The organism is Mesonia algae (assembly GCF_003253545.1).
GTDB lineage: Bacteria > Bacteroidota > Bacteroidia > Flavobacteriales > Flavobacteriaceae > Mesonia > Mesonia algae.
In genome coordinates this window covers 382267-404740 of record NZ_QKYV01000002.1, presented here as the reverse complement: position 1 = coordinate 404740, position 22474 = coordinate 382267, and the positions used below count along the sequence as shown (strand labels likewise).

The following is a 22474-nucleotide window of genomic DNA, read 5'->3' as shown; positions in this document are numbered from 1 at the left end:
TTCTTTTGAATGAATTTCAATTTTAAAAAATTACTCCCGCATCTTTTTGTGGTGATAGCTTTTATTGCTGTAGCCTTAGCTTATTTTAGTCCGGTTTTACAAGGAAAAGTGATTTATCAAAGTGATATAGCTCAGTATGTAGGAATGGCCAAACAACAAAATGATTTCCGCGAAAGCGAAAACCAAGAACCTTATTGGACCGATGCTGCTTTTGGTGGAATGCCCACGTATCAATTGGGAGCAAATTATCCTTACAATTTCGTGAAAGAAATAGATAGAACTATTCGGTTTTTACCGAGACCTGCAGATTATTTATTTCTCTATTTTATAGGCATTTATATTCTCTTTTTAGTCTTGAAAATAGACTACAAAATTGCTTTTTTAGGTGCTTTAGCTTTTGGTTTTAGTACTTATTTAATTATTATATTAGGAGTTGGCCATAATGCAAAAGCCCATGCGATTGCCTATATGCCCATGGTGCTAGCTGGAATCATTCACACCTTTAAAGGAAACTATTTTAGCGGTTCGCTCTTATTTACCATTGCCATGGCATTAGAGATCAATGCCAACCACCCACAAATGACTTACTACTTACTGCTTTTGGTCTTGGTTTTAGGTCTGGTTTATTTAATCGATTTTTATAAGAAAAAGAATATTCCGCAATTTTTTAAGAGATTAGGTTTTATGGTCATTGGAGTCCTTATAGCTGTGGGTGTAAATGCTACAAGCTTAATGGCGACGCAGGAATATGGAGAGTTTAGTACACGTGGAAAAACAGGCCTGACTATAAATACAGATGGAACAGAAAAAGAACAAAAAGCAGGTTTAGATTATAATTACATTACAGAATATAGTTATGGAATAGCTGAATCTTTCAACTTATTTATTCCTCGTTTTATGGGAGGATCTAGTTCAGAAAAGTTGGATGAAGACTCAGAGTCTTACCAAGCTCTTTTGAAAATTGGAGCAAATCCTCAGCAAGCAAAAGATTTTGTTGATGGTGCGCCAACTTATTGGGGAGACCAAACCTATATAGGCGCTCCTGCTTATATTGGAGCAAGTCTTGTCTTCTTGTTTATTTTTGCCTTATTCTTAATCAGGGGGAGATTAAAATGGTGGATTGTTGGCGGTTCTATTTTAGCATTGATACTTTCTTGGGGAGATAACTTTGCATTCCTTACCAAATTTTTCATTAATTATGTACCTCTATATAACAAATTTAGAGCAGTATCCTCTATACAAGTCATCATTGAATTATGTGTGCCTATCTTAGGGGTTTATGCTTTATCACAAGTCTTTAGTCAAAAGCATTCTAAAGAAAAAGTGCTAGATGCTCTTAAAAAAAGTACGATGGTCGCTGGAGGTTTAGCATTGGTATTTTTACTGTTTAAATCGATGTTATTTGATTTTACAGGAAACAGAGACCGTATGTTGATTGAACAAATGGGACCCGATTTTGTTCGTAGCTTACGAGAAGATCGTAAATCTATCTTTACGGAAGATACTCTACGTTCTTTGTTTTTTGTGTTGGCTTGCGCCGGAATGCTTTGGGCCTTTGTAAAAGAAAAATTTACTAAAAACATAGCTATCGTAGGAATAGGTGTTTTAATTTTAGTTGATTTAATTGCTGTTGATAGAAGGTATGTTAATAACGATGATTTCGTTTCTAAAATCGCAATGGAACAGCCTTTTCAGCAAAATGAAGCCGATGCTCAAATCTTACAAGATGAAGGTCATTACCGTGTCTTAGATGTTTCTGGGAGTCCGTTTAATTCGGCTAGAGCGTCCTATTTTCACAAATCTATAGGTGGTTACCACGCTGCAAAACCAGGTAGAATTCAGGATTTATTTGATTTTCATATTGCTACAGGAAATCAGGAAGTGTTGAATATGCTCAATACCAAATACGTGATTATTTCTAATCAAGGAAAGGTGATGTCACAACTCAATCCTGATGCGAATGGAAATGCTTGGTTTGTAAACTCAGTAGATGTAGTAAACGATGCGAATGAGGCGATTTTAGCCTTAGACTCACTTCAAAGTAAGAAACATGCAATTGTAGAGCAAGAGTTTGCTGATAAGCTTCCGCGGAAGCGTTTTGAGGAAAATTATGATGATACCATCAAGCTGAAAAGTTATAAGCCTAATGAATTAGCATATGATTACAATGTTGCTGAAGATAGGGTAGCGGTATTTTCTGAAATTTATTATCCTTATGGATGGAAAGCATATGTAGATGATCAAGAAATAGAACATTTCAAAGCAAATTATGTACTGCGTGCAGCGGTTTTACCTAAAGGAGAACATGAACTGGTATTTAAATTTGAGCCGGAAGTAGTTCAAAAAGGAAGTATCATCACATTGGCTAGTGGAGTTATATTATTAGTTCTTATTTTATTAGGTTTCTTTTTCAAATACAGAAAAAAAACTGCTTAAATGCCAAAAAAAGTACTTATTGTTCTTTATTACTGGCCTCCTGCAGGTGGTCCAGGAGTACAACGTTGGCTAAAGTTTGCAAAATATTTACCAGAATTTGGCATAGAGCCTATTATTTACGCTCCTAAAAATCCTAATTATCCTATTGTAGATGAATCTCTACTAAAAGAGATCCCAACAAACATAAAAATAGTTAAACAACCCATTTTTGAGCCTTATGGTTTTGCTAAAATTTTTTCTAAAAACAAAACTGAAACTATAAGTTCTGGAATTATTCAGAAGAAGAAAAAGCAATCATTTTTAGAAAAAATGCTGTTGTTTATACGAGGTAATTTTTTTGTGCCCGATGCTAGAAAATTTTGGGTAAAACCTTCCGTCAAGTTTCTGAAAAATTTTATACAAAAAGAAGGAATTGAAACCGTTATAACTACAGGTCCGCCTCATAGTTTGCACCTCATTGGTTTACAATTAAAGCAAGAGTTAGGTATAAAATGGATTACAGATTTTAGAGATCCTTGGACTACGATAGGGTATCATCAAGAGTTAAAGCTTACTCAAAAGAACAAAAAAAAGCATATTGCCTTAGAAAAGGAGGTGCTGCAACAAGCCGATACAATTTTAGTCACCAGTTTTACTACGCATAAAGAATTTGCATCAAAAACCAACCAACCTGTCGTAACTATAACGAATGGTTTTGATGGAGAGATCGCTAAAGCGGATGTAGAATTAGATGAAAAATTCACTATTTCTCACATTGGTTCTTTGCTTTCAAAAAGAAACCCAACGGTGCTGTGGAAAGTATTGAACGACCTTTGTAGGGAAAATGAAGCTTTTAAAAAAGCTTTACATATACAGCTTATAGGCAAAGTAAGCGAAGAAGTTTTAAACGACCTAGCAACCTCTTACTTGAAAGATAATTTTAAATATTTAGGATATTTAAATCACTCAAAAATAAAATCTTACCAAGAATCATCTCAAGTATTACTTTTGGTTGAGATTGATAGTGAAATTACTCAAGGAATCGTCCCTGGAAAGTTGTTTGAGTATTTAAAAAGTAACCGTCCTATTTTAGCATTGGGTCCTAAAAATTGGGATGTAGGGGTAATTTTAAAATCGGTGGAAAGGGAGACCTATTTCTTACACGACGACTATGAGGGTTTAAAAAAGAGAATACTCGCATACTTTAATTTTTATTTAGAAAATAGGCTAGAGGTTAAAACTGCGTCAATTTCAACTTATCACCGGCAAGCATTAACATCGCAATTGGCTTCTATTTTAAAGGAGAAATAAATTTATGGGGATCATATTAAATCAGTCTTTTAAAAACATTATTGTTACTTATATAGGTTTTGCTATTGGTGCAATAAATGTTCTTCTATTATATCCTCATTTTTTAGAGCCTAAATATTATGGTTTAATCACTTATTTACTTTCGGCAAGTACATTAGTTTGGCCTATTATGGGATTTGGAGTTCATAATACCTTGATTAAGTTTTATACATCTTATAAGAGAAATAAAGATAAAAATAGACTACTCACCTTAGCAATTTTTTTGCCCTTAATAGTTGGGATCTTTATAGGAGTTTTAAGTTTAATTTTTCAAAAACAAATCTTAAACTATTTTGATGAGAATGCTTTAGTCAAACCTTATGTTTGGCTTATTGTAGTGATATCTATAGCAGTAGCTTATTTTGAAGTTTTCTTTGCGTGGAGTAAATTAAAACTGAAAAGCGTCTTTGGTAATTTTATGAAAGAAGTTTTTCACCGGTTATGTGTTACTTTTCTTCTTATCTTATTTTATTATGATTTAATTGAAGTTCATCAATTCATTTATTTATTGACTGCAGCTTATCTCTTGCGAACCTTTATCATTAAAATTTATGCTTTTGGCTTGTTACCCCCTAAATTGAGGTTTGAATTTCCTAGCAATAAAAAGCAGGTATTTAATTATTCTTTGTTAATTCTAATCGCAGGTTCTGTTGCTACAGCTTTATTGGATTTAGATAAAGTGATGATTGAACATTATTTACCTATAGAAAAAGTTTCCGTATACGGAATTGCGGTTTACATAGCATCTGTAATAGCAGTTCCTTCTAGGGCTATGCATCAAATTACTTTACCTATTACTGCGCAATACCTCAACCATAAAGAATGGGATAAGCTAAAAGACTTATATCAAAAAAGTTCTATTAATTTGCTGGTAGTAAGCGGACTCATTTTTTTGCTCATTGTATCTAATGTGAAAAATCTTTATGAGATGATCCCTAATGATTATCAAATTGAATTTTCAATTGTTGTTTTACTATCGCTTATAAAACTTTACGATAATGTTTTAGGAAACAGTAACAGCATTTTATTTAATTCAGATTATTATAAAATTGTATTAATATCGGGAATATTGGTAGTTATAGTGGCCATTTTACTCAATATTTGGTTGATACCTGTCTACGGAATTTATGGAGCTGCCATTGCCACATTTTTATCTTTTGCCTTATACAATACCACTAAACTGATTATTGTTTACTGGAAATTTAAGATGCAACCCATAACTTTAAATACGTTTAAAATTTTAGGCTTCATTTTCACTTTAGGGATTTTATTTTATTTTATTCCCCTCGATTTTAATCCAGTGTTAGATATTCTTATAAGATCCTCTGTAATAGGTTTATTTTATCTGGCAGGTGCTTATTATTTTAAATTCTCTAATGATATCAATAGTCTTATTAAGAATTATTTAAAAAAATAAACCCCTTTCTAAAAGCTAAAGCTATTTAAAAAGGGGAAAAAAACTAACCAACCAAAACTACTTTTATCTTCTGCGTGAAGCAGAAGTGTCTTGACTATTATATGTACGAGTATTAGTCGTTTTCGGATTTGTTCTCGAACTATTGGTTCTTGTTGAAACTCTTTGATTATTAGTAGGAGTTGCACTTGAGTTCTTTCGACTTCTTGTAGAAGTAGTTGTTCTTGTTGGAGTTCTACTTGTGGTACTCAAACTTCTATTATTAGACTGTGAAAGCTCTCTCGTATTACTACTTGTTCTACTGTTATTAGCTCGAGAATTACTTCTATTCTGCGTTCTAACATTCACACTAGAATTTCTAGTATTGGTATTAACAGAACGATTAATATCTCTCCTCGTAGAGGTGTTAGCAATACTTCTTCTGGTATTACTTTTTGTTCCTCTTCTATATACTGCAACGCTTTCGTTGGGTCTATAATAACTTCTTCGCGTATGAGGACGATAGTTGCTTTTATAAATATTATAACTTACTCTGCGAGGATGATAATAAGTTCGGTAAGGTCTAGTGTAAACTATACGATAGTTCGATAATGGTCTTCTGTAAAACCTGTGCCAAGGTCTAACCACATAACCTCTGTTGTAAGGATTAATATAACCTCTAAAGTGTGAAAACTGACCATATCCATCATAAAATACATAAAGTCCACCTACATTTACCAGCCTTCCATAATTATTATAATTAACAATAATATTCCCAGCTTGTACTATACGTCCATAATAATCATAATAAATAGGTACATTTTCTATTTGAATGATAGCACCATAATCGTCATATTGAACGTAGGGGTCATAATTATAACCACTATTAAAACTAATATTTACATTAGTGCTTTGTAGATTAATATGAGTAGTTGCAGGTTGATAGTAAAAGTCAAATTGACCATCTGGATATATAGCAAACTCTATATTGTTTTCAGTAAAAATAATAGAATTACCATAGCCAAAATTAGTAGTCGTAGCTACTTTTTCTTCTTTTGCGATTGCACTAGTTACTATAAATACGCCTAGTACGAGATTTAATAACTTTTTCATGGTTATGGATTTTATTGTTATTCATCAACTAAAAATCAATTAATGTGCCAAAGTTATAAACACTTGATTTTCAAAATCTAAAAAAAGGGTTCCATGAATAGAACCCTTTTAACTAACCAACCAAAAATTATATTATTATGAATATATAATATGTTTTAAGAAAATCAATAATTATACCATTATAGCTTTTCTGCTAAATATTTAGCAGTAAAAGATTTTTTATCTTTTGCTACTGCCTCAGGCGTACCATTTGAGATCAAGTAACCTCCATTTTTTCCACCCTCTAATCCTAGATCAATAATATAATCAGCACATTTCACCAAATCCATATTATGTTCAATAACCACTACCGAATGTCCTTTTTCAATAAGTGCTTGAAATGATTGAAGCAGTTTCTTAATATCATGAAAATGCAAACCTGTAGTAGGTTCATCAAAGATAAATAAGGCTTTATCTTTAGTGGTTGCTTTTCCTAAGAATGAAGCAAGTTTAATACGTTGTGCTTCTCCACCAGAAAGAGTAGAAGAGCTTTGCCCTAATGTTACATAGCCTAAACCAACATCTTGTAAGGGTTGTAATTTCTTTACAATTTTAGACTGTTTTTCTTTCTGAAAAAATGAAATTGCATCATCAATTGTCATCGTTAAAATATCATCGATATTCTTCCCTTCAAACTTTATTTCTAATACTTCTTTTTTAAAGCGTTTACCTTGGCAAGTTTCACAAATTAAATGAACATCGGCCATAAACTGCATTTCTATAGTAACTTCTCCTTCACCTTTACAGGTTTCACAGCGCCCGCCATCGACGTTAAAACTAAAGTGTTTGGTTTTGAAATTTCTAACTTGTGCCAACTTTTGAGCAGCAAAAAGAGATCTTATAACATCATAGGCTTTAATATAAGTCACAGGATTAGAACGAGAAGATCTCCCTATAGGATTTTGATCTACGAACTCTACGTGTTTTACATTTTCAAACTTGCCCTCAATTTTGGTCATTTCACCTACTTTGGCTCCGTAACCACCAGTTTCTTTTAAAATAGAAGGATAGAGTAACTTTCTAACCAGTGTACTTTTACCACTTCCTGAAACTCCTGTCACAGCAGTAAAAACACCTAATGGGAATCTAACATCAATATTTTTAAGGTTGTTAGCTCGAGCTCCAATGATATCAATATAATATTTGTAATCTCTACGCTTTCGCGGAATTTCTATCGTGTATTCTCCATTAAGGTATTTAGCCGTAAGAGAATCTGCTTTTAATATTTCTTTATATTTTCCTGTCGCGACTACATTTCCGCCAAGGGTTCCTGCTTCTGGACCAATATCTATAATTTCATCGGCAGCTTTCATCATATCTTCATCATGTTCTACCACAATGACCGTATTACCCAGATCTCTTAGGTCTTTTAAAACCTGAATAAGTTTTTCGGTATCTCTAGGATGAAGTCCGATAGAAGGCTCATCTAAAATATACATAGAACCTACCAAACTAGAACCTAAAGAAGTAGCTAGGTTTATACGCTGCGACTCTCCACCAGAAAGACTATTAGATTTTCTATTGAGGGTCAAGTAATCTAAACCTACATTAGAAAGAAATTGTAATCTACTATTGATCTCCTTTAAAAGACGTTTCGCTATAGCCTTATCTTGCTCATTTAGGCTGAGATTTTTAAAAAAATCACTTAGTTCCTGTAAAGGAAGTTCTACCAATTGCGTAATAGCCTTTCCGTCTATTTTTACATACTCAGCTTCAGTTCTCAACCTTTTACCTTTACAGGAAGAACATTTTGTTTTTCCGCGGTAGCGAGAAAGCATCACTCGATTTTGAATTTTATAGGCTTTTGCTTCTAGATGATCAAAGAAACTTGTTAAACCTTCAAAATAGGAGTTACCTGTCCAAAGTAGTTCTTTTTGCTCTTCCGTAAGGTCATAATAAGGTTTGTGGATAGGGAAGTCAAATTTATGAGAATTATTGACCAGTTGATCTCTATAAAAGCTCATACTTTCTCCACGCCAAGGGAATATGGCGTTTTCATATATAGAAAGCGAGGTGTTAGGGAAAATCAAATCTTCATCTAACCCAATCACATCTCCATAACCTTCACATTTAGGGCAGGAGCCGTAAGGATTATTAAAACTAAACAAATGCACGTTAGGTTCTAAAAATTTCATGTCGTCCAGCTCAAATTTATTACTAAACTGCTGGGTTTTACCTTGTGTTAAATTTTCGACAAAAAGTTCTCCTTTTCCTTCGTAAAAAGCAGTTTGAATAGCATCTGCCAAACGATTGTAAAAATCTTCATCATTCTTAGTGACGATACGATCTACAACTAAAAAAGCTTCTCCTTTAATATCTTCCGGAGTTTCTTCAATACGCAGAACTTTATCTTTCCATTTAATCCTACTGAAACCTTGTTGTTGTAAAATTTTTATTTTTTCTAATAAATCTCTTCCTTTCTCAATATGAATAGGAGCGAGGAGAAGGAGCTTTTCTTTTTCGGGTAAAGATTTAAAATATAAAACTACATCGGTTACCGTGTCCTTTTTAACCTGATTTCCAGAAATAGGAGAAAAAGTTTTTCCTATACGCGCATATAATAATTTTAAGTAATCATAAATTTCCGTAGAAGTTCCTACGGTAGATCGAGGATTGGTAGAATTTACTTTTTGCTCTATGGCAATGGCAGGAGCGATCCCTTTTATATAATCAACTTTCGGTTTATCCAACCTTCCTAAAAATTGCCTTGCATAAGAAGATAAACTCTCCACATAGCGACGCTGACCTTCTGCGTAAAGCGTATCAAAAGCTAAACTAGATTTCCCTGAACCAGATAAACCAGTTATAACCACTAATTTATTACGAGGGATAACTACATCTATATTGTTTAGATTGTGAAGTTTAGCTCCTTTTATTATTATATTTTCTTTGGGGTTTATTTTTGAAATATCTTTAATCATCACTGTTTCTAATGCTAATGAGCAAAGGTAAATAATAAACACACGGTATAAAAGGATTGATTTAGCAGAAAAAGTGTTAAAATATTTAACTTTTTTGTGATTGTCTTAAATATATTTATATATTTACCACGAAGAAAAACAAAATTCTGCCTATAGCATACTGTTACTTTTAAAAAACCAAAATTTTTAATTTTTACACACAAGAAGCAATTCTTATGTGTTAACTAAGTAACTTGTATGAAAAAAATCCAAACTTCTACAGATGCCCATCTTGTTAGTTGCTATATAAAAGGTGACGAGAATGCATTATCTACATTAATTAATAGACATCAACAACGCTTATATAACTTTATTTATTCTAAGGTTTTTGATCGTGATGTTACCGAAGATATCTTTCAGGATACTTTTATTAAAGTCATTAGAACATTAAAACGAGGAAAATATAATGAAGAAGGTAAATTTCTGCCTTGGGTGATGAGAATTGCTCATAATCTTGTAATCGATTATTTTAGAAAAAACAATCGTATGCCTAAATTTGATTGTAGCGGAGATTTTGACATTTTTGATGTCTTAGGAGATGACAATTTAGATGCAGAACGTCTCATGGTGAAAGATCAAATTGAAAATGACGTTAAAAATCTAATTGAAGAACTTCCTGAAGATCAAAAAGAAGTGTTGGTCATGCGTATTTATAAAGACATGAGTTTTAAAGAAATTGCAGAACGTACCGATGTTAGCATCAATACTGCTCTAGGAAGAATGCGTTATGCGTTGATTAATTTAAGAAAGGTTATTGATAAGCACAATATTGTTTTGACAAATTAATACAATAAGTCCAATTTTTTTTCGTTATTTTTAAACAACTAATGAAAATGAATATAGATGGCAAAACTTTACTTAAATAAACCTTCTAAAGAAGATGAAGTGGGAAACCTGAAACCAAGCAAAGAGACTATAAGCTTTTTGCTAAATTACTCTAAGGCTTTAAGTGTTATAGATTATAAAAAAATGAAGTTTGAAGCACTTCTTAACTAAACTTTGAAGAGAACTCGTTGTTAGCTAGCGAGTTCTTTTTTTTGCTTTAGTATGATATTCTTGTATAATGCTTTTTCTTCCTATAGTATTTGTGATAATATCTTTCTCTAAATCCCAGCCTCTGGCAGGGGAGTACTCTCTTCCATACCAAATAATTTGAAGATGTAACTCATTCCATAAATTTTTAGGAAATAATCTTTTGGCATCTTTTTCTGTCTGTTTTACATTTTTACCATTACTTAAATTCCATCGATACATAAGTCTATGTATGTGCGTATCTACTGGAAACGCAGGAATTCCAAATGCTTGAGCTACCACTACACTTGCTGTTTTATGTCCTACAGCGGGAAAAGTTTCTAAAACCTCAATACTTTCTGGCACTATACCGTGATGCTCTTCAATTAAAATCTTTGATAAACCATAGATGCCTTTAGATTTCATGGGAGATAAGCCCACAGGTTTAATAATCTCTCTAATTTCTTCTACAGAGAGTTTAACCATATCAAAAGGATTATCCGCTTTAGCGAAAAGAATAGGAGTAATTTGGTTTACTTTTTTATCTGTGCTTTGCGCGGAAAGCAATACAGCAATTAACAATGTATAAGGATCTTTATGATCTAAAGGAACCGGTATCGTTGGGTAGAGTTCCTTTAACGTATTTATAACAAAGCTTACTTTTTCTTGCTTGTTCATTTTGTGTATTTTTAAACAAAAATAACAATTATGACCACATTACAAGTAGGAGATAATGCTCCAGATTTTTCGGTGCAAGATCAAGATGGGAAAACTCATCAACTTAAAGATTATAAAGGAAAGAAATTAGTCGTTTTTTTCTATCCAAAAGCAAGTACGCCGGGTTGCACAGCCGAAGCTTGTAACTTAAGAGATAATTGGGAGACTTTTCAAAAAGAAGGGTACGACATTTTAGGCGTAAGTGCCGATACTCCTAAACGTCAACAAAATTTTAAAAATAAACACGAATTACCTTTTCCATTACTAGCAGATGAAGAAAAAGAGGTAATCAATGCCTTTGGAGTTTGGGGACCTAAAAAATTTATGGGTAAAGAATACGAAGGAATTCATCGGACTACTTTTGTAATCGATGAAAATGGGAAAATTTCTAATGTAATCTCTAAAGTAAAAACCAAAGCTCACGCAGAGCAGATTTTATAGTTATTCACTATAAAATTGAAAGCTTTTCTCAATTAAATCATTAGAGACTTGGCAATCTATAATAGGTTTACCTATAGATGATAAGAGAACAAAATTAATAATCCCATGACTGTTCTTTTTATCATATTTCATAAGATCTATAATAGGTGCTAAGTCTTCTTTAGCAAAATCTACTTTAGGAAAAGTTTTTAAAATAGTTTGTTTTATCTCTTGAGTTTGATTGCTATCTAAGTTCTGTAATTGATTAGAAAGGTATGCTGCTAAAATCATTCCAACAGCAACGGCTTCACCATGTAGTAGTGTTTCTTTTTCATTGCTTTCTAGAAAATAACTTTCAATAGCATGCCCTAAAGTGTGTCCAAAATTCAAGGTTTTTCTAATTCCGTCTTCATTTAAATCTTGGGTAACAATATTATTTTTAATGAGGATGGATTCATAAATCAATTCATCTAAATCTTCTAAAGTAAGTTGAGATAAATCACTCATTTTATTCCAGTAGGAAGAATCTGCAATTAGACCGTGTTTTAGCATTTCGGCTAATCCACTTCGCATTTCGTTAGCGCTTAAAGTGGTTAAAAAAGAAGTGTCTATAAGAACCATTTCTGCATTACTTATTACACCTATTTGATTTTTTAATTTACCTAAATCAACTCCGGTTTTCCCTCCAACGGCAGCATCAACCATCCCTAATAGAGTAGTAGGTATATTTATATAAGCTATTCCTCTTTTAAAGGTAGAGGCAACAAATCCGCCAAGGTCTGTAACCACACCGCCACCAAGATTAATACACAGAGATTTTCTATCGGCATCTAATTCTGTTAAAGCTTCCCATACGCCATTGCAAGTAGTAATATTTTTTTCTGATTCGCCTGGCTCAATTTCAATAATTTCGATTTCTATGGAGGTAGCTAAATTTTGTAAAAAACTAGGCAAACAAAGCTCCTTAGTATGTGAATCTACTAGTATAAAAAGTTTAGAAGGATTATTGTCGTTAAGGTAGTTATTCAAGTATTGGTAAGCTGTTTCGCCAAAATGTATAAAATTTTTAACAGATGCTATTGACTTCATTAAAATTGATGTTAAATGAACGTCGAAATTAATTAGAAAAAATAAAATATTGTTACTTCACGACTTATATTTGCAAAAAAATAGCGTTAATGGTTACAAAGATTTTTAATAATACAAAGAGAGCCTTTGCTTTAAAAAGCGATAGTGAGTTAAAAAAATCACTATTTATTTTTAGTATGATGAATAAAGGCGTTTTGGTTAGCATAGGAACCAAAGTTACAAATTTAGCCCTAAAACTTCATTTACCCGTAGAAGGTATTATTAAGAAGACTATTTTTAAGATGTTTTGTGGCGGAACTTCTAAAGAAGATTGCTTACCTGTAATTAAGAAAATGCATGAAATGCATGTACATAGTGTATTAGATTATTCTTCTGAAGGAAAAGAAGAAGAAGCTGAATTTGATAAAGCATTAAACACTAAAACAGGAATTGTGACCTTTGCTAACCGCAGGAAAGAAATTCCGTTTACGGTATTTAAACCTACAGGAATAGGAAGGTTTGCAATTTGGGAAAAAGTATCTGCCAAAGAAGAGCTTACCAAAGAAGATCAAGAAGAGTGGGATAGAATTGTAGACCGTGTCGATGAAATTTGTGAGTTGGCTTACAAATTAGATATGAGAATTTTAGCTGATGCTGAAGAGTCTTGGATGCAAGATGCTGCAGACGATCTTCTAGAAGAAATGATGTCTAAATATAACCAAGAAAAAGTAATTGTTTATAATACTTTACAGTGTTACCGTTGGGATAGACTACAATATATTAAAGATTTACATAAGAGAGCTAAAAATAGAGGGTTTAAAATAGGAGCCAAAGTTGTACGTGGCGCTTACATGGAAAAGGAAAATGCTAGAGCAGATAAAATGGGTTATCCAACTCCTATATGTGAAGATAAAGAAGCTACCGATGTGAATTTTAATGCGGTTATTTATTATGCAATGCAAAATCTAGATGAAATAGCTCTTTATATAGGAACCCATAATGAGGTAAGTACTTATTTAACCATGCAGTTAATGGAAGAAAAAGACATTAGCAAAGATGATGATCGTATATGGTTTAGTCAGCTTTTTGGAATGAGTGACCATATCTCTTTCAATTTAGGTTTAAATGGATACAATGCAGCTAAATTGGTTCCTTTTGGGCCTATTAGAGATGTAATCCCTTATTTAATGAGAAGAGCGCAAGAAAACTCATCAGTGAAAGGTCAAACGGGAAGGGAATATGCTTTACTGCTAGAAGAAAAGCAAAGAAGAGAAGGACAATTTACCAAACGTATTGCGTAAATTTTACAGCTTTTTTAACGAAATAAAATCCATCTGCTTCAGATGGATTTTTTATTTTACAGAAGTAATTGTTAATCTATGAAAAAGACATTTCAGTTTATTAAGAAGACCTATGAGCAATGGATGAGTAATAGTCCGTTTGAGCAAAGTGCCGTAATTGCATATTATACTTTGTTTTCATTACCTTCTTTGCTCATTATCATTATTACCATAGCGGGATATTTCTTTGAAACATCAGATGTTCAAGGGAAAATTATTTCTGAAGTTGCTTCATTCACTGGGGAAGAAACGGCTCTAACTATAGAAACGATGATTACCAATGCTCGTATAAAAGGAGAAAACTTTCTTAATATTACGGTAAGTGTTTTAATGCTCATTTTTGGTGCAACAGGAGCTTTTTTTCAATTGAAAAAAGCGATGAATAGAATATGGAGTGTAAGAGCTAAAAAAGATAATCTAATGCGGATGATTTTAGATAGGGCCATTTCTTTTGGAATGATTATCGTAATTGGTTTTATGTTATTAATTTCATTGGTCATCTCTACGGTAGTTTCCGCTTTAAGCGAATATATAAGTACTTATGCTCCACAAATCACTTCTTACTCGTTAGAGGTTTTCAATTTTCTATTAAGTTACATTTTTATAGGAACTCTCTTTGCAGGAATCTTTAAACTTTTACCTGACATTAAAATAAGATGGAAAATTACTTTTATAGGAGCCTCACTTACTACCGTTTTATTTTTGTTAGGTAAATATTTATTAGGCTTTTACTTTAGCGAGAGTGATCCTGCATCTGTTTACGGAGGAGCTTCTTCTGTCATTCTTATTTTACTTTGGGTTTTCTATTCTTGCTTGATTATGTTTTTTGGAGCAGAATTTACCGTTCAATATGCTCTTTTTAGAAATGAAACCATCACTCCTAATAGTTTTGCCGAGCCTGCTTATTATCAAGAGATGGAAGAGTTAGAAGAAGAAAAAAACCGTATAAAAAAAAAGAAAAAACAGATAGATAAACTCTCTACTTAATAAAGTTTAACGTTTTTAAAACGAGGTTTACATTTTTTTTAATAGAGTCTTGGTAATGAGTATTTTATCTTTACCGAAAAGAAAATTAAACTAAAAAAAACTAGAACTATGAAAAAGAGAATTGCCATTTTAGCAACCGACGGATTTGAAGAAAGTGAATTAAAATCACCTAAAGAAGCGATGGAGAATGAAGGCTTTCAAGTTGATATTGTGAGTTTAAAATCTGGAAGTATTAAAGCCTGGGATCAAGGGAATTGGAGTAATGAATACAAGGTAGATAAAACCTTAGATAGTGTATCTGCAAATGACTATAATGCTCTTGTTTTACCAGGTGGGGTTATTAATCCAGATAAATTAAGAATAGAGAAAGATGCAATTACTTTTATTAAAGACTTCTTTAAACAAAGTAAACCTGTAGCTTCTATATGTCACGGTCCTTGGTCACTTATCAACGCAGATGTTGTAAAAGGAAGAACCATGACTTCTTATCCTTCTATTAAAAAGGATTTAATAAATGCTGGAGCAAATTGGGAAGATAAAGAAGTAGTGGTAGATGAAGGCTTAGTTACAAGTAGAAATCCAGATGATTTACCTGCATTTAATAGTAAACTAATTGAAGAGATTAAAGAAGGTAAGCACGATTTACAACATGCTTAATTTAAGCTTAATAAAATCTAAAAAGTCCGCTTTACGCGGACTTTTTTTATGATTTAAATAAAAATTTTAATCCAATTCGACTTAACATTTTCTTTTCGAACTCCCAAAAGAATTTAAACTGACCAAAAAGCCAACCAAAACTTACTAATAATACTTGGTAAATAGGAAAGACAAGAATAATTCTTAGGAAATAATATATAAATCCTCCAAACCAAAATCCTTCAGAAAAATGACCTCTATCTAAATTTAACCAAGCAAGAAGAGGTTTTGCAACATAGACAGATGATGAACCTGTTATCCCAAAGACAATAAAAATGATAATGATTTGCCAGTTAGATTCAATTCCCCAGCGCTCTTTCAATTTTTCCATATATTTCTCCTAAAGTTTTTGATTGTATTTTTCTTGAAAATATTGAAGATATTGGTAAAGTAAATAATTTACTTCTAAGCCATACTTAAGGGTCGAATCATAGTTAATCTCCCAAGAATACAAGTCTCTATTGTAATCACCTGTGGTCACTCTACTATTATAGGAAGAGACCATAAAGGAATTTTTATTTTCTAGCAAACTTAAACTATAATGTTCCTTTGATCGTTGTGTAGCAAGCCAAGAGTTAAAACCAGGTTCTACAATAATAATTTCATATTCTAGATTATCATTGGCAATTCTTATGGTATCGTTACTAACCGATGTAGAATTTTCCTTTCCAGATTTATCAATGCTTTTAGTACTACTGCAACTATAGACTCCAAAAAGTACAATGCAAAAAAGAATAAAATTTTTCATAGTATTAATAAGTCTTATTGAAACTTAGAAAAATCTATTATAAAGCTTCCTGGGTATCTATTTGAAACTTCATCTCTAAACTTTTCTGCTTTTTCTCTAGAATTAAATTTACCAACCACAAGAGTGTACACTTTAATGTCTTGAATTACTTTAACTTGCACGGTAACATCTCTTTGGTAACTTGCTTTTAAGTTATCTGCCAAACGAATTAAGTTAGCAAGTTCTTGAAAGCTTCCTATTTGTACACCAAACCAATCTGGCTCAATTCTATTTATATTTAACTCATAAAACTCCAAAGGCTCTACGTTGGCTACTGGAGCATCTGGATTAGTAGGAGTAGAGGTAGAGGTCTCTCCATTATCTGCAGGAGTAGAAACATCTGCAATTTCATCGCTGCCATCTCCAATCACTTCAATGGCCACATCGGTAACTCCCATTCCTATATATTCTAATTTTTGTGCAGAAGATTTAGAAAGATCTATTATTCTTCCACTCACAAAAGGACCTCTATCATTAATTTCAACAACTGTAGTTTTGTTATTTGCTAAGTTAGTTACTCTCACTTTTGTTCCAAAAGGCAAGTGGCGGTGTGCAGCTGTAGGTTTGTTATGGTAATATTTTACTCCGCTTGCGGTTCTTCTTCCTTCAAATTTATCGGCATAAAAAGAAGCTTTCCCAGTTTGAACTTGTGCGAAACTAAAAGTAGAAAGCAAGAGAAAAGTACAGATGAAAATAATTTTTTGCATTGGTTTTGTATTTTGTTAGTTCTTTGCGAATATATTAATTATTTGATTAGCAAGCTCGACACCTATTTTTTCTTGAGCTTCTACCGTAGATCCTGCAATATGCGGACTTAAAGAAATGGCAGGGTGCATTAAAATCTGAATTTCTGGAGTGGGCTCTCTATCAAACACATCTAAACCTGCAAATGCTATTTTTTTGTCATTTAAAGCATTTACTAAAGCTACTTCATCTACAATTCCACCTCTAGAAGTGTTGATAATTCCAGCATTTGGTTTCATAAGCTCAAGTTCTTCCTTTCCGATAAGGTAATTATCTTGTGTAGGAACGTGAATGGTTACGATATCTGAATTTTCTAAAACTTCATTTAGTGGTGCTGTAGCAACCGAAAGAGTAACTTCTTGACCGTCAAAAAAATCAATCTTAATTTCGGCTTTCCCCAATTTGTTATCACGAGCGATAACTTTCATTCCTAAACCTAATGCTATTTTAGCGACTTCTTTACCAATTCTACCAAAACCTATAATCCCTAATGTTTTTCCGTAAAGTTCGCTAGCATTACTGTATGTTTTTTTTAACTCCTTAAATCTAGAATCCCCTTCTAAAGGCATATCTTGATTTGTGTTTTTCAGAAAGCGTACGTTACTAAAAATATGAGCAAAAACCATTTCGGCTACGCTTCGGGAAGATGCATTTGGAGTATGAATTACTTTAATACCTTTTTTTTCCGCGTAAGCGACATTTATATTATCTAAACCAACACCAGCACGTCCAATAAGTTGAAGTTTTGGGCATTGATCTATAAGTTCTTCACTAATTTTTGTGGTACTACGAACTAAAATGATTTCAATGTTATTTTTATTGATATAATCGGCCAATTGAGATGGAGCAACTTTAGTGTTGAAAACTTTAAATTTAGCTTCTTCTAAGGCTTTTATTCCGTTAACGGAAAGTCCGTCATTTATTAATATATTCATATTATGCTTTTCTTTCTAATTCACTCATTACTTCCACCAAAGTCTCTACACTAGATAACGGGAGTGCGTTATACATAGAAGCTCTATAGCCACCCACGCTACGATGTCCATTAAGACCATTGATATTTGCTTCTTCTAGTAATTGATTAAATAAAGGCTCTAACTTGTTGTCTTCTAGGTTAAAAGTAGCGTTCATTGTAGATCGATCTTCTTTGGCCGCATAACCTTTAAACAAAGGATTAATATCAATTTCTGAATAAAATAATTGTGCTTTCTTTTCATTGATCTCTTCTATAGCTTTTATGCCACCAAGAGATTGTAGCCATCTCAAATTAAGTAAAGAAACATAAACCGCATAAACCGCAGGGGTGTTAAACATGCTTTCTTTCTCAATTTGAATTTGATAATTAAGGAGAGAAGGGATTTTTCTAGTAACTTTTCCTAAAATTGATTCTTTTACAACCACTAAAGTAGTTCCTGCCGGACCCATATTTTTTTGAGCTCCAGCATAGATTAAATCAAATTGACTAAAATCTAATTGTCTCGAAAAAATATCGCTACTCATATCGCAAACCAGAGGAATTTCTATTTGAGGAAATTTTTTAATTTGAGTTCCATAAATGGTATTATTACTTGTGCAATGAAAATAATCATAAGAACGATCTATAGAATATTTTTTAGGTATGTAGCTGAATGATTTGTCTTTAAATGAACCCACTTCAACTATTTCTCCAAACATTTTAGCTTCTTTTATCGCTTTAGAAGACCAAGTTCCTGTATTTAAATAGGCTGCCTTTTTTTCTAATAAATTGTAGGCAACACTTAAAAATTGAGTGCTCGCACCACCGTGTAAAAATAAAGCTTGATAACCCTTATTTTTTAATTGCAATAAGTCCAAAACTAATGATCTAGCTTCTTCCATTACATTCACAAAATCTTTACTACGGTGTGAGATTTCTAAAATAGATAAGCCAGAATTATTAAAATCTAATACGGCTGCAGAAGCTTCTTTAAATACCGAGTGAGGTAAAATACAAGGCCCTGCGCTAAAATTGTGTTTTTTCATAAATTCTATTTTAAAAACTATAAGTGAGTTAAAAATTTCATGGTATCTACATTATCGGCATAATCGGCTAATTGTGGTTGTTGAGTTTTGCCAAAAGGAATGTGATGGTTTTCCAATCCATTAGAAACTATACATTGTATGTTTTCTTCTTCTTTTTTTAGTTTTAACTTTAATTGTTCTAGATCTTCATATTCCTCATAAAAAACAGAGGCGATAGGAGAGGAGAAAGATTCGTCTTTTTTAAGCACTAAAAAGCCGTTATCTAAAATTTTATATTCACTCATTAAATACACCGCCTTGTTGTAATCATAATTATTAGCATACTTGTTAGAATCGATTATAGGGTGCCAGTCATAAATAGCTTCAAAAAAGTAATCTAATTTTTGTTCTTTAGGAACATATAGTTTTGAGACATTTCGGCATCCTAACCCGTAATAACGAAAAATATCTTCTCCTAAAGGTTGTAGTTCCTCTTTAGTTTCGTTTCCGGTAAGAATGGCAACAGAATTTCTGTTTTTTCTAATAATGTGAGGTTTTTTTGAGAAGTAATATTCAAAATAACGAGCTGTATTGTTACTACCTGTAGCGATTACAGCATCAAAATTATCTAAGCGATCTTTAGAAAACGCAATTCTTTCTTTAAAATGTGATTCTAATTCCGTTATATATTGAGTGATTACTGGCAGTAATTGATTATCATTCGAGGATTGTTTTATCAATACTTTATTTCCGCTAAGGAGAACACAAAGAAAATCATGAAAACCTACTAAAGGAATATTCCCAGCCATAATTATAGCTACAGTAAGGTTTTTCTCTTCATCAATAGAATAATTAGAAATCCAATTTTCTAATTTTTTTTCCTCTAAAGCAAGACTCCATTGTTTTAAAGAAAAAAGAATATTTTCTTTCGTAAACCACCCATTATAATGAATAGCATTATCTATTTTTTCATTTAAAATAGTGAAAAAATTATTTTCCTTATCGGAAGTAGCTTCTGCGTGGTTTAAAAATCGTTTTAATGAGTTTCCTAATAAAGAAAAAGGTTTGATGCGTGCTTCTACATTCATATTATTTGGTTATCTACCCGAATGGCTTTATTTTTGTGCAAAGTTACATATATAAAAAGAAAAAAATGGCTATAATTATAACAGACGAGTGTATTAATTGCGGAGCTTGTGAACCTGAGTGTCCTAATACTGCAATTTACGAAGGAGCCGATGATTGGCGTTACGCCGATGGAACCGATCTTGATGGAGATATTGTTTTGCCTAACGGAAAAGAAGCAAACGCCGAAGAGGCTCAAGAGCCTGTAAGTGATGAGTTTTACTATATAGTGCCAGATAAGTGTACCGAATGTAAAGGTTTTCACGATGAACCTCAATGCGCGGCAGTTTGTCCTGTAGATTGTTGTGTGCCCGATGATGATCATGTCGAAACCGACGACAAACTATTAGAGAAACAAGCTTTTATGCATAACCAATAAAACAAAAAACCACTCGAATGAGTGGTTTTTTTATCTATTTTATTTACTACTATTATCTAGTAGGCCTTTTCATCATATATTTTTTTAAGATGATATCATCTGTTTTTGGATCATAATTTCCAACTACAAAGTTTCCATCTTCGTCAAAATATCCAAAAGAGTCATATTCCTTGGTGTGTAGTATGTAAGTATCCCTATCAGGCATCTGTCTAATAACACCATACTCTGTTCTTTCCTTCCCATTCATTTTATGAACAACATACCCTTTTCTATCTGGAGATATCATATAGCTATTTTGATCTACCATAAATGAGGTGGAAGTAGAAATTTGAGGTTGATGTCTTCTAACCGCTTGATTGGTCTTATCATTATTTTCAACCCCTAACTCTTGTTGGGCTTTAATGGTTCTCTTTTCAACAGCTACATTTTCGCCTTTATTATCTTTGGTAATGGTTTTTGTAGTAACTGTTTTCTTCATTTTGTCTTCAGTTTGTGCGTAATTGGTAAAACCAAAAGTTAAGCACAAAGCAGTAATCATTAATTTTTTCATTTTAATTGTTTTTTTTAGTTAGCTTAAAGGTAAATTTATATTGTGTTAATTTTTAATAAGGCAACGGTAAAATTTACTTAAAAGAACTCAAGAAATAATATAGTATCACTTCATTAATAATGCTTTATTAAACCAAATCATTCTGTATATTTGCGGTTCAAAAAGTATTAAGAAAAACTATGAAAGCAGGTATTGTAGGATTACCAAATGTTGGGAAATCAACATTATTTAATTGTTTGTCTAACGCAAAAGCACAAAGTGCTAATTTCCCTTTCTGTACGATAGAACCTAATATAGGAATCGTGAATGTGCCCGATATGAGGCTAGAGAAGTTGGAGGAGTTAGTAAAGCCTGAAAGAGTTTTACCTGCAACCGTAGAAATCGTTGATATAGCAGGATTGGTTAAGGGTGCAAGTAAAGGAGAAGGACTGGGAAATCAGTTTTTAGGAAATATTAGAGAAACTGATGCTATTCTACACGTATTAAGATGTTTTGATAACGATAATGTTGTTCACGTTGACGGAAATGTAAATCCTATTAGAGATAAGGAAACTATTGATATTGAACTTCAGTTAAAAGATCTAGAAACTGTAGATAAGAAACTCGAAAAAGTAAAAAGAGCAGCAAAAACGGGAAATAAAGAAGCTATAAAAGAGCAAGAAGTCCTTTTGAAATTAAAAGAAGGATTGGAAGCAGGAATATCTGTAAGAGCAATTGATATTGCAGAAGATGACCGTAAAGAACTTGTAGCGCCATTACAGTTTATTACCGATAAGCCTGTTCTCTATGTTTGTAATGTAGATGAAGATGCTGCCGTTAACGGAAATGAATACGTAGAAAAAGTAAAAGAGGCGGTAAAAGACGAACATGCAGAGGTTTTAGTATTAGCAGTAGGTACTGAAGCAGACATCACAGAGCTAGATGACTTTGAAGAACGAAAAATGTTTTTAAATGATATAGGTCTAGATGAAGCAGGTTCAGCTAAATTAATTAGATCGGCTTATAAATTATTAAACCAGCAAACCTATTTTACTGCAGGAGTAAAAGAAGTAAGAGCTTGGACAATTCCTGTAGGAGCTACAGCTCCACAAGCAGCAGGAGTTATTCATACAGATTTTGAGAAAGGTTTTATTCGTGCCGAAGTAATTAAATATGATGATTATGTTTCTTTAGGAAGCGAAGCAAAAGTAAAAGATGCAGGTAAATTAAGTGTTGAAGGAAAAGAATATGTGGTTCAAGATGGGGACGTAATGCATTTTAGATTTAATGTTTAACTGATTGTTATTTTCAGTAATATAAAAAAAGGCTCAAAATCAAATTTAGATTTTGAGCCTTTTTCACATTAAATTAATAGCAGATACATATAGATCATCCAACCGAAATAAAATTTTATTTTAATA

Annotated in this window: 22 protein-coding genes; 11 read left to right on the top strand and 11 right to left on the bottom strand. The window is 32.5% G+C overall.

What is annotated here, in order from left to right:
* Window positions 1–9 precede the first annotated feature (9 nt).
* The 3 genes from LX95_RS05050 to LX95_RS05040 are packed head-to-tail and all read left to right on the top strand — an operon-like array spanning window position 10 to window position 5182.
* On the top strand, window positions 10–2436 hold the full coding sequence (locus tag LX95_RS05050) for a YfhO family protein (protein ID WP_111540347.1): 2427 nt from the start codon (window positions 10–12) through the stop codon (window positions 2434–2436).
* Complete coding sequence (locus LX95_RS05045) at window positions 2437–3726, top strand: glycosyltransferase family protein (protein ID WP_111540346.1); 1290 nt, start codon at window positions 2437–2439, stop codon at window positions 3724–3726.
* A 4-nt stretch (window positions 3727–3730) separates the two neighbouring features.
* Complete coding sequence (locus tag LX95_RS05040) at window positions 3731–5182, top strand: MATE family efflux transporter (protein WP_111540345.1); 1452 nt, start codon at window positions 3731–3733, stop codon at window positions 5180–5182.
* 63 nt (window positions 5183–5245) lie between these two features.
* Here the strand turns inward: LX95_RS05040 and LX95_RS05035 are convergent, their stop codons facing one another.
* Both LX95_RS05035 and uvrA read right to left on the bottom strand, forming a co-directional pair.
* On the bottom strand, window positions 5246–6271 hold the full coding sequence (locus LX95_RS05035) for a hypothetical protein (RefSeq protein WP_111540344.1): 1026 nt from the start codon (window positions 6269–6271) through the stop codon (window positions 5246–5248).
* A gap of 179 nt (window positions 6272–6450) precedes the next feature.
* Window positions 6451–9231 (bottom strand): excinuclease ABC subunit UvrA, encoded by a 2781-nt coding sequence (gene uvrA, locus LX95_RS05030; protein WP_111540343.1) that lies wholly within the window; start codon window positions 9229–9231, stop codon window positions 6451–6453.
* A gap of 237 nt (window positions 9232–9468) precedes the next feature.
* Here uvrA and LX95_RS05025 point away from each other — a divergent pair, with 237 nt between their 5' ends.
* Together LX95_RS05025 and LX95_RS14575 are read left to right on the top strand one after the other, a co-directional pair.
* A complete protein-coding gene (locus LX95_RS05025; RefSeq protein WP_111540342.1) occupies window positions 9469–10056 on the top strand; it encodes an RNA polymerase sigma factor in 588 nt (195 codons plus the stop codon).
* 57 nt (window positions 10057–10113) lie between these two features.
* The gene (locus LX95_RS14575; protein WP_170116582.1) at window positions 10114–10266 is read left to right on the top strand and encodes a hypothetical protein; all 153 of its coding nucleotides are present in this window, start codon (window positions 10114–10116) and stop codon (window positions 10264–10266) included.
* A 24-nt stretch (window positions 10267–10290) separates the two neighbouring features.
* On the opposite strand, the gene LX95_RS05020 is transcribed toward LX95_RS14575, so the two are convergent.
* The gene (locus LX95_RS05020; protein ID WP_111540341.1) at window positions 10291–10959 is read right to left on the bottom strand and encodes an endonuclease III domain-containing protein; all 669 of its coding nucleotides are present in this window, start codon (window positions 10957–10959) and stop codon (window positions 10291–10293) included.
* Between the two features lie 30 nt (window positions 10960–10989).
* Here LX95_RS05020 and bcp point away from each other — a divergent pair, with 30 nt between their 5' ends.
* Window positions 10990–11439: a thioredoxin-dependent thiol peroxidase gene (gene bcp / locus LX95_RS05015; protein WP_111540340.1), complete on the top strand. Its 450-nt coding sequence runs from the start codon at window positions 10990–10992 to the stop codon at window positions 11437–11439.
* Here bcp and aroB read toward each other — a convergent pair whose 3' ends face one another.
* Window positions 11440–12507, bottom strand: a complete 1068-nt coding sequence (gene aroB / locus LX95_RS05010; RefSeq protein ID WP_111540339.1) for a 3-dehydroquinate synthase — start codon at window positions 12505–12507, stop codon at window positions 11440–11442. It abuts the gene before it with no gap.
* A gap of 89 nt (window positions 12508–12596) precedes the next feature.
* On the opposite strand from aroB, the gene LX95_RS05005 reads away from it, so the two are divergent.
* From LX95_RS05005 to LX95_RS04995, 3 genes are all read left to right on the top strand, one after another.
* Window positions 12597–13787 (top strand): proline dehydrogenase family protein, encoded by a 1191-nt coding sequence (locus tag LX95_RS05005; protein WP_111540338.1) that lies wholly within the window; start codon window positions 12597–12599, stop codon window positions 13785–13787.
* Window positions 13788–13865: 78 nt separating this feature from the next.
* Window positions 13866–14813 carry a YihY/virulence factor BrkB family protein gene (locus LX95_RS05000; RefSeq protein WP_111540337.1) on the top strand — a complete coding sequence of 316 codons (948 nt, stop codon included), beginning with the start codon at window positions 13866–13868 and terminating at the stop codon, window positions 14811–14813.
* A gap of 108 nt (window positions 14814–14921) precedes the next feature.
* Window positions 14922–15470, top strand: coding sequence for a type 1 glutamine amidotransferase domain-containing protein (locus tag LX95_RS04995; RefSeq protein ID WP_111540336.1), 549 nt, complete (start codon window positions 14922–14924; stop codon window positions 15468–15470).
* A gap of 46 nt (window positions 15471–15516) precedes the next feature.
* Here LX95_RS04995 and LX95_RS04990 read toward each other — a convergent pair whose 3' ends face one another.
* From LX95_RS04990 to LX95_RS04965, 6 genes are read right to left on the bottom strand one after another with little or no spacing between them, the layout of a single operon-like run.
* Window positions 15517–15840 carry a DUF6787 family protein gene (locus LX95_RS04990; RefSeq protein ID WP_111540335.1) on the bottom strand — a complete coding sequence of 108 codons (324 nt, stop codon included), beginning with the start codon at window positions 15838–15840 and terminating at the stop codon, window positions 15517–15519.
* A 9-nt stretch (window positions 15841–15849) separates the two neighbouring features.
* Complete coding sequence (locus tag LX95_RS04985; protein ID WP_111540334.1) at window positions 15850–16257, bottom strand: DUF6146 family protein; 408 nt, start codon at window positions 16255–16257, stop codon at window positions 15850–15852.
* 14 nt (window positions 16258–16271) lie between these two features.
* Window positions 16272–17003 carry a septal ring lytic transglycosylase RlpA family protein gene (locus tag LX95_RS04980; RefSeq protein ID WP_111540333.1) on the bottom strand — a complete coding sequence of 244 codons (732 nt, stop codon included), beginning with the start codon at window positions 17001–17003 and terminating at the stop codon, window positions 16272–16274.
* A gap of 15 nt (window positions 17004–17018) precedes the next feature.
* Window positions 17019–17975, bottom strand: coding sequence for a D-2-hydroxyacid dehydrogenase (locus tag LX95_RS04975; protein WP_111540332.1), 957 nt, complete (start codon window positions 17973–17975; stop codon window positions 17019–17021).
* A 1-nt stretch (window position 17976) separates the two neighbouring features.
* Window positions 17977–19041 (bottom strand): 3-phosphoserine/phosphohydroxythreonine transaminase, encoded by a 1065-nt coding sequence (gene serC, locus LX95_RS04970; RefSeq protein WP_111540331.1) that lies wholly within the window; start codon window positions 19039–19041, stop codon window positions 17977–17979.
* Window positions 19042–19058: 17 nt separating this feature from the next.
* The gene (locus LX95_RS04965) at window positions 19059–20108 is read right to left on the bottom strand and encodes an acyl-CoA reductase (protein ID WP_111540330.1); all 1050 of its coding nucleotides are present in this window, start codon (window positions 20106–20108) and stop codon (window positions 19059–19061) included.
* A gap of 65 nt (window positions 20109–20173) precedes the next feature.
* Between LX95_RS04965 and LX95_RS04960 the strand changes: the two genes are divergently transcribed.
* Window positions 20174–20524 carry a 4Fe-4S dicluster domain-containing protein gene (locus LX95_RS04960; RefSeq protein WP_111540329.1) on the top strand — a complete coding sequence of 117 codons (351 nt, stop codon included), beginning with the start codon at window positions 20174–20176 and terminating at the stop codon, window positions 20522–20524.
* A 52-nt stretch (window positions 20525–20576) separates the two neighbouring features.
* Here the strand turns inward: LX95_RS04960 and LX95_RS04955 are convergent, their stop codons facing one another.
* Complete coding sequence (locus LX95_RS04955) at window positions 20577–21074, bottom strand: hypothetical protein (RefSeq protein ID WP_111540328.1); 498 nt, start codon at window positions 21072–21074, stop codon at window positions 20577–20579.
* Window positions 21075–21253: 179 nt separating this feature from the next.
* Between LX95_RS04955 and ychF the strand changes: the two genes are divergently transcribed.
* A complete protein-coding gene (gene ychF / locus LX95_RS04950) occupies window positions 21254–22348 on the top strand; it encodes a redox-regulated ATPase YchF (RefSeq protein WP_111540327.1) in 1095 nt (364 codons plus the stop codon).
* Window positions 22349–22474 lie beyond the last annotated feature (126 nt).